We start from the raw sequence: 11,389 nt of genomic DNA, 5'->3' as shown, positions 1-11,389 counted from the left end.
TCCCATCCGCCAGGCCTGCGAAGTGCCAACACAGTCGGGATTTCATGTAGAATAATCGGCTGACTGAACCATTATCGATTCGAGAAACCAATGACCAACGCTGTTGATAACATCAATATTCTCTCTCAGGATGTGCTGGTCACACCCAGAGATTTGAAACAGGAATTGCCACTGTCCGATGCTGCCCGAAAAACCATCACTGAGGGCCGCCAGGTCATTCAGGATATTCTTAACCACAGGGATCATCGGATCCTGGTGGTCATCGGCCCCTGCTCTATTCATGACACCAAGGCCGCTCTGGATTATGCAGCGCGACTGAAAAAACTGGCCGATGAAGTCAGTGACTCACTGTTCATTGTCATGCGTGTCTACTTTGAAAAACCCCGCACCACCACCGGCTGGAAAGGACTTATCAACGACCCCTACCTGAATGATTCCTTCAAGATTTCCGAGGGTCTGCATGTGGGGCGCAAACTGTTACTGGATATTGCCGAAATGGGCTTGCCAACCGCAACCGAAGCTCTCGACCCCATTTCACCACAATATATTCAGGATCTGATTTCATGGTCTGCTATCGGTGCCAGAACAACTGAATCCCAAACTCACCGGGAAATGGCTTCCGGGTTGTCGTGTGCGGTTGGCTTCAAAAATGGAACCGATGGCAGCCTGAGTGTGGCCATCAATGCGCTGAAATCCGTTGCCAGCCCACACCGCTTCCTCGGCATCAATGCCGAGGGTAGCGTGGCGATTATTACCACTGCAGGCAATCCCTACGCGCATGTTGTCTTGCGGGGGGGCGACGGCAAGCCCAATTACGACTCGGTTAGCGTCAATCTAGCAGAACAGGAACTGAGCAAAGCAGGTATTACGCCCAATATCATGGTGGATTGCAGTCACGCCAACTCCAACAAAAATCATGACCTGCAGATTCTGGTCATGGACAATGTGACCAATCAGATTCTGGAAGGCAATAAATCGATTATTGGCTTGATGATCGAGAGCAACCTCAAACCTGGCAACCAGAAAATACCTGCTGAGCTGAGTGATCTCGAGTACGGGGTATCAATCACTGATGCCTGTATCGGTTGGGATTCTACAGAGGCCGCACTACGCGGTATGCATAACAAGCTCAAGGCCGTTTTACCGCACCGCTGAAAAGCGGCCAATAGACTTCTATAAAAACATTAAAAAACGGGCCTAATAGCCCGTTTTTTAATGTTTTTATATTATATATCTAGTGAAAACTGTACCTAGTCCAGCATCGATGACACGCTTTAATACCTCTGCATTTGCGCCGGATTTACACAGGGTGCGAAAGCCAGCCAGCAGCGCAATCAGATAATCTGCCAACGTATCAACATCCTGCTCTTCACCGACCATGCCAGACTGCTTGGCCTCCAACAACCGAGTATAGAATAATTGGCGAATCCAGTGTATCGATCCTAGGGCTTTACCCGCGAGTTCGGGTTTATTGTTGCTCAGCTCGGAGATCCCATTAAATAGTAGACAACCATTGGTGAGTTGATCCTGATCGGGCTCAAGAAATGCCTTGTCAAAAAAAGCGGTGATTGCCTGACAGGGATCTTCGATACTAACCAGCGTGCTGTTAAAAAACTGGCACCGAAGATACGACATATAATGGTCGAGCACTGAACTGAACAGTGCGGATTTACTGCCGAAAGAGCCATAGAGGCTACCTCGGTTAAGATTCATAACCTCTAGAAGTCTGCTGATGGAACTGGCTTCATAGCCGTCCGACCAAAACAGATGAAGCGCATTATCCAGCACTTCCTCCCTATCAAATTCTGGCAACCTGGGCATAGAATGCTCCTTGCCGATTTATTAAGAACCAACTGATTTGTTATTTTAAGGTTGCACTTAAACAAAGACCATGCTGCAGCTCTAGATATAGGCCTGACTCCGATCAGAGTGATCGGTGACATCCCTGATACCTTTGAGCTCGGGAATTTTTTCCAGCATGGTTTTCTCGACACCTTCCTTGAGAGTCACATCGGCCATACCGCAACCCTGACATCCACCACCGAAGCGCAACACCGCCACATTATCTACAACTTCTTCAAGACTGATAACTCCCCCATGGGCGGCCAGTCCAGGATTAATTTCGTTGTACAGCAGGTAGTTAATCTTATCCTCCAGCGGACTGTCATCATTGATTCTTGGCATGCGCGAATTGGGCGCTCTGATGGTTAGCTGCCCACCAAACTTTTCATCGGCATAATCCACCTTGGCATCTTCAAGAAACGGCAAGCTGCGGTGATCAAAATACGCCTTGAAACTGCCCAGCTCCATCACCTCGTCCTGCTCCTGCTCTTCACCCGGCCGACAGTAGGCAATACAGGTTTCTGCTTTCGGTGTGCCGGGGTCTGTCACGAACATACGGATGCCAATGCCTTCACAATCCTGCTTGGCCAACAGTCCCGCCAGATATTGTTCGGCGGATTCGGTAATAGTGATACTCAGCATGGGAACAACCTGATCGATATACCTGACTAAATTAGTCATGTATTCTAGCAGTCTTGTCTGAACGCGACAATCAATCACCGCTTTTTATATCGGCACTGTACACTAACGGGCCTTTAAAGCCCGGCAAGCCGAGAAAGAGCGGATAAATCTGCTAGAATGGCGGGCCTTTTTTACCCCCAAGCCATAGGGATGCAAACCTTGAATAATCGGCAAAATCGCATCGACGCTCTCCGCCTTGCGGCATCACAACGTATCCTGATTCTGGATGGTGGTATGGGCACCATGATTCAGTCTCATCGCTTTACCGAATCCGATTATCGGGGAGAACGTTTTGCCGACTGGTCGCGGGATGTCGCTGGCAACAATGACCTGCTCTCATTGACGCAACCGCAGGCAATTCGTGCGCTTCACAAAGCCTATCTCGAAGCCGGCGCAGATATTATCGAGACCAACACCTTTAATTCCACCGCCGTATCCATGACGGACTACGGCATGGAATCTCTTGCTCGCGAATTAAACGAAGCGGGTGCCAGACTCGCCAGAGAAGCCTGCGATGCCATCGCCACAACGGACAAGCCCCGCTGGGTAGCTGGCGTTATCGGCCCCACCAGCAGGACCTGCTCAATTTCTCCAGACGTCAATGACCCCGGTGCCAGAAACACCAATTTTGATGAATTGGTAACAGCCTATATGGAAGCCACTGAGGGGCTGATTGCCGGTGGTTCGGACATTATTTTGATTGAAACAGTGTTCGATACGCTGAATGCCAAAGCGGCGGTTTTTGCGGTCCAGGCAGTTTTTGAAAAGCTCGGTACAGAGCTGCCCCTGATGATTTCCGGCACCATTACCGATGCCAGTGGCCGCACCCTGTCAGGGCAGACACCCGAAGCCTTCTGGAATTCACTGGCCCACGCCAGACCGTTTTCGATCGGGCTCAACTGCGCGTTGGGCGCCAAGGAACTCCGCCCACACATTGCGGAGTTATCGCGGGTTGCCAACACCCTGGTCAGCGCCCACCCCAATGCGGGGCTGCCGAATGAGTTTGGCGAATACGATGAAAGTGCCGCTGAAATGGCTGAAATTGTCGAAGAATTTGCTCAAAGTGGTCTGATCAATATTCTGGGGGGCTGCTGTGGTACCACCCCTGAGCATATTCGGGCAATCGCCGAGGCTGTGGCCAGCAAGGCCACTCGACAGGTGCCGGAAATCATGCCTGCCTGTCGTCTTTCCGGCCTCGAACCATTCAATATCACTGCCGAATCATTGTTCGTCAATGTGGGCGAGCGCTGCAATGTCACTGGCTCGGCCCGCTTCAAATCACTGGTCATGAACGGTGACTACGACACCGCCCTGCAAGTGGCGCGGCAGCAGGTGGAGGACGGCGCACAGATCATCGATGTCAATATGGATGAGGGCATGCTTGATGCCGTCGAGGCCATGACCACGTTTCTCAAACTGGTGGCATCGGAGCCGGACATTTCCCGCATACCGTTGATGATCGACTCATCAAAATGGCACGTAATCGAAGCCGGCTTGAAATGGGCCCAGGGCAAGTGCGTGGTCAACTCGATCAGTCTCAAAGAGGGCGAAGAGTCCTTTGTCGAACAGGCCAAACTCTGCCTGCGCTATGGCGCGGCAGTGGTGGTCATGGCGTTTGATGAGGACGGCCAGGCAGACAATCTGACAAGACGCAAGGAAATCTGCCAGCGCTGCTATGACATTCTGGTGAATCAGGTAGGGTTTCCACCCCAGGACATTATCTTTGATCCCAATGTGTTTGCAGTGGCCACCGGGATTGATGAACACAACAATTACGCGATGGACTTCATTGAGGCTTCAAGCTGGATTACACAAAACCTGCCTTACGCCCTGATCTCCGGTGGCATCAGTAATGTCTCTTTCTCGTTCAGAGGTAATAACCCGGTAAGAGAGGCAATCCACTCGGTTTTCCTCTACCACGCCATCAGGGCAGGGCTGCGGATAGGTATCGTCAATGCCGGGCAGCTGGCTGTCTACAGTGACTTACCCGATGAGCTGCGGGACCGGGTTGAAGACGTGATTCTCAACCGCCATAGCGAAGCCACGGAAAACCTGCTGAATATCGCTGAAAAATACCGAGGCGACGGCGCAGGCAAAGAGCGCAAGGAAGATATGGAGTGGCGCACCTGGCCAGTTGAAAAACGACTCGAACATTCGCTGGTAAAAGGAATTACCAGCCACATCGAAGAAGATACGGAAGCGGCGAGGCAACAGGCTGAACGGCCACTGCACGTCATTGAGGGTCCGCTGATGGACGGCATGAACGTCGTTGGCGACCTGTTCAGCGAAGGGAAAATGTTCCTGCCCCAGGTAGTCAAATCCGCTCGTGTGATGAAGCAGGCAGTCGCCTACCTGCAACCTTTCATAGAAGCTGAAAAAGAGGAAGGTGCCCAGGCCAATGGCAGGATTCTGATGGCCACGGTCAAGGGCGATGTCCATGATATCGGCAAGAACATTGTTGGTGTCGTTCTGCGCTGCAACAATTACGAAGTGATCGATTTGGGTGTCATGGTGCCCGCCGACAAAATTATTGATACCGCACTCAAGGAATCCGTGGATATTATTGGCCTCTCAGGACTGATCACCCCCTCGCTCGACGAAATGGTTCATATCGCAAGCGAACTGGAACGACGCAAACTGAATTTCCCGCTTCTGATTGGCGGCGCCACCACTTCCAAGGCCCACACTGCGGTTAAAATTGACCCGAAGTACCAGCGCAATCAGACTATCTACGTGCCCGATGCCTCCCGAGCGGTTGGTGTTGCCAGCAAGCTACTCAGCAAAGATCTGCGCGATGCCTTTGTCGCAGACATCCAACTGGAATACGAGCAGGTCCGGATTCGCACTGCCAACCGCAAACCACGCGGAACCATTCTTCCCTATAGCGATGCCCGAAAAGCAGGGCTTAAAACCGATTGGAAAAAATACCAACCGACGGTACCTCGCAAATTGGGTGTACAGGTCATGGAGGACTACCCGTTGGAAGAACTGGTGGAAATGATCGACTGGACACCTTTCTTCATCACCTGGGGATTGTCGGGCAAATACCCAAAAATCCTTGATGATGATAAAGTCGGTGAAGCGGCACGCAACCTGTTTGATGATGCCAAAAAAATGCTGCAAAAAATAATCGGCGGAAAACTGATCAAGGCCAGTGGTGTATTTGGACTTTGGCCGGCCAATACCATCAACGCCGACGATATTGAAGTCTATGCCGACGAATCACGTAGCGATGTACTCGGTACGCTGCACCAGATTCGCCAACAGACCAGAAAACCGGGGACTCCGCCACAGCTGATGTCACTGGCAGATTATGTGGCGCCGAAAGAAACCGGTATTCAGGATTATATCGGCGGCTTCGCAGTCACAGCTGGCATTGGTGCCGATGAACTGGCCCGGGAATTCGAAGCCAACGGCGACGACTACAACAGCATCATGGTCAAAGCGCTGGCAGACCGGTTTGCCGAGGCGTTCGCGGAGCGGCTTCACCAGCGTATCCGAACCGAGATTTGGGGCTATGCTGCCGATGAAGCACTGGACACAGAAGCGCTGATAAAAGAGGCCTACCGCGGTATCCGACCTGCACCGGGTTACCCGGCCTGCCCTGACCACAGCGAGAAAGAAACGCTCTTCAGGCTACTTGATGCCACTGCCAAAACGGGCATTTGCCTGACCGAGAGCTTCGCCATGCTGCCTGCAGCTTCAGTAAGCGGATTTTATTTTTCCCACCCACTCGCCAAATATTTCAATACCGGGAAAATTCAGCGGGATCAACTCGAAAGTCTGGCCGAAAGAAAAGGTGTGCCTATCGAACAAATGGAACGCTGGCTGAGTCCGGTGTTGGAGGATTGAGCGTGAATGATGACAACGATCAAAAGCCTGGTTTCTGGCAGATTGTATTCAGCACTCTGGCTGCTTTTTTCGGAGTACAAAGCAACAAAAACCGGGAACGGGACTTCAAACATGGCAATATTTACGCTTATGTCGCGTCAGGACTGATTTTCACTGTGCTGTTCATTTTCTGCGTGGTGGTGGCGGTAAAACTGGTGCTAAACAGTGCTGGAATCTAGAGAAACCCCTTCCGTAGCCAGTGTATCTAGGCATCAGACCGAAAAAAGCGGCCCATGGAGCCGCTTTTTTAGTATTCCCCGTGCTTCGAACCTACAAAGTCGTCAGCCAAAAGATAACCGCCAACACGACAATCGTTACGGCCGCAACAGTGGCGATGGCATCGACGCAACTGTCATCGTTTCTGTGTTCGTCAGATTGGACTACTTCCGCTTGGTCAGACATTTTTTAACCCTCTATGGCTTGATAAAAACGGCGCACGGCATTGTAGCAACATGAGGGCCAATTGTCCCAGCCACGATAATCACCTCAGCCCCGTTATTCCCCAACGGCCGGTGCTTATAGAGAAAAAGTTTTTCAAAATTGACCCCGCGGGCGCTATCATCCACATCCCACTGACAGCCTGCAGGAATACCTGTAGAATTCGCGCTTTTCCTCTGTCCAGCTGCTGAAAACCTGACAATTTATGTACCAATACACCGCAAACGATCAAAAAATTATTGAAGAACGAGTTGCCCAGTTTCGCGACCAGACCAGCCGTTATTTGGTGGGCGAACTGACCGATGAGGAGTTCCTGCCCTTGCGTCTGCAGAATGGTCTCTATATTCAGCGCCTGGCACCGATGCTCAGAATTGCTGTGCCTTACGGCCTGCTGAACTCAACACGACTGCGCAAGCTTGCCGACATCGTCAGGACCTATGACAAAGGCTACTGCCACATCACTACCCGGCAGAATATCCAGCTGAATTGGCCTCAACTGGAGGAAGTGCCTGACATCCTGGCTCAACTGGCAGAGGTGCAAATGCACGCCGTCCAAACCAGCGGCAACTGTATTCGCAATATCACATCGGACCAGTTTGCCGGTGTTGCTACCGACGAAATTGAAGATCCTCGCCCCTGGTGTGAAATTCTGCGCCAATGGTCGACCTTCCACCCCGAGTTCGCTTTTCTGCCGCGCAAATTCAAAATTGCCGTGAGTGGTACCGAAGGGGATCGTGCCGCTATCCTGGTTCACGATATCGGTCTGCAAATTGTCAGGAGTGATGCCGGGGAGATCGGTTTTCAGGTACTGGTCGGTGGTGGCCTGGGACGCACGCCGGTGATTGGCAGTGTTATTCGCGACTTTCTGCCCTGGCAACACCTGCTGACCTATCTGGATGCCATTGTGCGGGTCTATAACCGCTACGGTAACCGCGCCAACAAGTACAAAGCCAGAATCAAGATTCTGGTGCGCGCCTGGACGCCAGCCGTATTTGCTGAAAAAGTTGAAGCGGAGTGGGCCCATTTAAAAGACAGTCCGACAACACTCACCACTGAAGAGATCACACGGGTAAAAGCCTATTTTACCGAACCGGCTTATGAATCACTGGACGATGCCAACGCAGAAGCATCACTCAGGGAACTGGCCCAGGAACACAAAGCTTTCAGCCGCTGGCTGGAGCGCAATACCCATCCCCATCGGATCCCTGGCTATCAAATCGTCACTCTGTCGCTGAAGCCTACCGGTGTGGCTCCCGGGGATGTAACTGACAGCCAGCTGGAGGCCATCGCCGATCTGGCAGATCAATATTCTTTCAGTGAAATTCGCGCCACTCACAATCAGAATCTGGTATTGGCCGATGTCAAAAAATCGGATTTGTTTGCACTCTGGCAAAAAGCCAAGGTGGCTGGCTTTGCCACACCCAATATCGGCACTCTGACCGACCTGATCTGCTGTCCCGGTGGCGATTTCTGCTCCCTTGCCAACGCCAAATCGATCCCTGTGGCTGAAGCCATCCAGCGCCGCTTCGATGATATGGACTATGTCTATGACCTCGGTGATCTGACACTGAACATATCGGGCTGTATGAATGCCTGTGGTCACCACCATGTAGGAAATATCGGGGTGCTCGGCGTCGACAAGAAGGGCGAGGAATTCTACCAGATTCAACTGGGAGGCAGCGCGGGCAGAGAGGCCGAACTGGCCAACGTACTGGGCCCTTCTTTCGGCCGTGAGGAAATGCCCGACGTGATTGAGAAAATTCTCAATGTGTATCTAGAAAACCGCCGCGGGGACGAACTGTTCATAGATACCTGTCGCCGCATTGGTCTCGATCCCTTCAAGGAGAGCGTCTATGCCAAAGATCATCATTAAGGACAAAATTGTCGACGACAAATGGGAAGTTCTCCCCAAAGTGTTTCTGGGAGAGCCACCAGCCAACAAGCTGTTGCTACTACCCATGCAGTATTGGCTGGAACATTCAGAAAACCTTCGCCTGCCGGTACTGGGCATCTGGATAGACAGCGATGAAGAGGTAGAAGATATCGGTGACAAAGCCAATATGTTCCCGGTTATCGCCATCAACTTCCCCTCGTTTACCGATGGGCGCGGTTTTACTGCAGGCCGGTTGTTGCGTGAGCGCTATGGCTTCAATGGTCAGCTGCGAGCTATCGGCCATGTCATTCGTGATCAGTTGTTTTACCTGAAACGCTGCGGTTTCGACGCTTTTCAGCCAAGGGAAGGGACCGATCTGGAAGAGGCACTGAAATCCCTGAATGATTTCAGTGTTACCTATCAGGCTGGTACGGACGACCCCAACCCACTATTCCGTCGCGACGAGTAACATGATTATCCGATATCATCCTGCTCAAAAATAAAACAGTAGCGCAGAGAGCAGCCTCTGCCGGCAATGCTTTCACAGCAGACAGACTTGTCGCTCCAGAATCCATCGCGCACAATACAGATTCTGGAGTGGTTTTATGTCAGAAACCTTTTTTCAATCGTTCTTCCTGATTTTTACTGGCTCGGCCGTTATTGCCTCCATGGCGATTTTTGGCCGACAGCCCTTACTCGTCGCCTACATCACCCTGGGCGCACTGATTGGCCCCTACGGTTTTGGCTGGGTACAGGACGTGCACCTGCTGTCAGAAATTTCTGAAATCGGTATTATTTTCCTGCTGTTCCTGCTGGGCCTGGATCTACAACCAAAATCACTACTCAGTGCCTTCAGGAAGGTTACTGTGGTAACCCTGATCAGTTCGCTCGTTTTTGCCGGGGTCGGCTACCTGATTGCGCGATTGCTTGACTTCACAGCGACTGAATCATTAATTATCGGCTCAGCCATGATGTTTTCCAGCACCATCATTGGTATCAAGCTGCTGCCTACTACAATTCTGCATCACCGACATATTGGCGAAATGATGATCGGTTTACTGCTGATGCAGGACTTTCTTGCCATTTTTGTTTTGTTGGTCCTACTCAGTGGCGATAGCGGGCAAATCAATATCACGCAAATCGGCATCACTCTGCTCTCCCTGCCCCTCCTGATACTGTTTGCCTGGGGCTTCGTGCGCTGGGTACTACTCAAACTGATCGCAAAGTTTGACCGTATGGGCGAGTATATCTTCCTGCTCGCCATTGGCTGGTGCATGGGATTGTCTGAACTGGCAGAGGTGCTCGGATTGTCGCGGGAAATTGGCGCTTTTCTGGCTGGTATAACGATCGCTTCCAGCCCCATTTCTCAGCATATTGCCCTGACACTGAAACCGCTTCGGGACTTTTTCCTGATTATGTTTTTCTTTTCCCTTGGCGCCGGCTTTAATCTCGGCCTGCTCCCGGAGATCGCCCTTTCGGCGGCGATACTCGGGATAACCATGTTGATCCTCAAACCCGTGGTGTTTCGGGTCTTGCTTGAGCGCCAGAGTGAGAAAAAAGTGCTGGCCTGGGATCTCGGTTTCCGACTCGGACAAATCAGCGAGTTCTCCCTGTTGATCGCCTATGTAGCCTTTAATGCCTCGCTGATCGGGGTTATGGCATCACACCTGATACAGGCTGCCGCCATATTGACCTTCCTGGTATCCAGTTATATTGTCACGTTCAATTTCCCCAATCCGATCGCGGTGAGTGAAAAGCTCCGACGCAATTGACCGGATAAAAATGGGGCTATTGCTCAGACAGAGTAACGGCTGTGGCATAACCGGTCCCACCATCTGAGCAACAGGCTGTCGACCCTGCTTTCCGCAACAAGTCCGAGCTTTTCCGGCAAAGACTTGTGCTCCAGATAGCTGACCTGATAGATATCAGCCTCGTTCGAACGGTCAACCAGGTATTCATCACTGGTCATGAGCTTATCCACCAGCGACATTTCTAGGGCTCGGGTACCCAACCAGACCTGCCCCGTGGCAATTTTATCGACGTCCACATTCTTTCTGTGACTGCCAACAAAATCCTTGAACAGGTCATGAATCTCCTGCAGATCCTCAATGAATTTTTCACGCCCCTCTTCGGTGTTTTCCCCAAACATCGTCAGCGTTCGTTTGAATTCACCCGCCGTATGCAATTCCATATCCACATCGTGTTTTTTGAGCAGTCGGTTGAAATTGGGGATCTGCGCAACCACGCCGATGGAACCGATCATGGAAAAAGGAGCCGCGAGGATTTTATCCGCCACACAAGCCATCATATAACCACCACTGGCAGCTATTTTGTCGACACAAATCGTGAGTGGAATACCCCGTTTTTTAATACGGTCAAGTTGACTGGCTGCCAGACCATAGCTGTGTACCATTCCACCGGCGCTTTCCAACAGAACAATGACTTCGTCCTCCGGTTTTGCCTGGCTCAAAACTGCAGTAATTTCTTCTCTAAGGCTTGCCACCGCCGAAGCACGCAGATCCCCCTTAAACTCCAGTAGAAATACCCGAGCCTTTCCAGAGTCTTTCCTGAGGCGCTTTTTCATATCCCGCTTTTTCTGTTTTGCCAGTTTTTTTCGTTCGGCCGTACTGAGCATGGCAGACTGTACCGCACTCGCCATCTGCT

At 51.5% G+C, this 11,389-nt stretch carries 9 protein-coding genes; 6 read left to right on the top strand and 3 right to left on the bottom strand.

The genetic code is table 11. The features are described 5' to 3' along the window. Nucleotides 1–90: 90 nt before the first annotated feature. Nucleotides 91–1,155, top strand: a complete 1,065-nt coding sequence (locus ACTF5G_RS05400; RefSeq protein WP_438951798.1) for a 3-deoxy-7-phosphoheptulonate synthase — start codon at nt 91–93, stop codon at nt 1,153–1,155. 66 nt (nt 1,156–1,221) lie between these two features. On the opposite strand, the gene ACTF5G_RS05395 is transcribed toward ACTF5G_RS05400, so the two are convergent. Together ACTF5G_RS05395 and nfuA are read right to left on the bottom strand one after the other, a co-directional pair. Further along, on the bottom strand, nt 1,222–1,821 hold the full coding sequence (locus ACTF5G_RS05395; protein WP_438951797.1) for a TetR/AcrR family transcriptional regulator: 600 nt from the start codon (nt 1,819–1,821) through the stop codon (nt 1,222–1,224). Between the two features lie 81 nt (nt 1,822–1,902). Next, nucleotides 1,903–2,484, bottom strand: coding sequence for a Fe-S biogenesis protein NfuA (gene nfuA / locus ACTF5G_RS05390; protein ID WP_438951796.1), 582 nt, complete (start codon nt 2,482–2,484; stop codon nt 1,903–1,905). Between the two features lie 198 nt (nt 2,485–2,682). On the opposite strand from nfuA, the gene metH reads away from it, so the two are divergent. From metH to ACTF5G_RS05365, 5 genes are all read left to right on the top strand, one after another. Continuing rightward, nucleotides 2,683–6,375, top strand: a complete 3,693-nt coding sequence (metH, locus tag ACTF5G_RS05385; RefSeq protein ID WP_438951795.1) for a methionine synthase — start codon at nt 2,683–2,685, stop codon at nt 6,373–6,375. A gap of 2 nt (nt 6,376–6,377) precedes the next feature. Further along, complete coding sequence (locus tag ACTF5G_RS05380) at nt 6,378–6,593, top strand: DUF2970 domain-containing protein (RefSeq protein WP_438951794.1); 216 nt, start codon at nt 6,378–6,380, stop codon at nt 6,591–6,593. A 464-nt stretch (nt 6,594–7,057) separates the two neighbouring features. Next, nucleotides 7,058–8,725 carry a nitrite/sulfite reductase gene (locus ACTF5G_RS05375; protein WP_438951793.1) on the top strand — a complete coding sequence of 556 codons (1,668 nt, stop codon included), beginning with the start codon at nt 7,058–7,060 and terminating at the stop codon, nt 8,723–8,725. After that, nucleotides 8,706–9,194 carry a DUF934 domain-containing protein gene (locus ACTF5G_RS05370; protein ID WP_438951792.1) on the top strand — a complete coding sequence of 163 codons (489 nt, stop codon included), beginning with the start codon at nt 8,706–8,708 and terminating at the stop codon, nt 9,192–9,194. Before ACTF5G_RS05375 ends, ACTF5G_RS05370 begins: the two co-directional genes overlap by 20 nt. A 136-nt stretch (nt 9,195–9,330) precedes the next feature. Beyond that, on the top strand, nt 9,331–10,497 hold the full coding sequence (locus tag ACTF5G_RS05365) for a cation:proton antiporter domain-containing protein (RefSeq protein WP_438951791.1): 1,167 nt from the start codon (nt 9,331–9,333) through the stop codon (nt 10,495–10,497). Between the two features lie 23 nt (nt 10,498–10,520). On the opposite strand, the gene sohB is transcribed toward ACTF5G_RS05365, so the two are convergent. Next, on the bottom strand, nt 10,521–11,389 hold an 869-nt coding region (sohB, locus tag ACTF5G_RS05360; RefSeq protein WP_438951790.1), incomplete at its 5' end, for a protease SohB.

It is taken from the genome of Porticoccus sp., assembly GCF_965660005.1.
In the GTDB taxonomy this organism is placed as follows: domain Bacteria; phylum Pseudomonadota; class Gammaproteobacteria; order Pseudomonadales; family Porticoccaceae; genus Porticoccus.
This window is presented reverse-complemented; position numbering and strand designations above follow the sequence as displayed.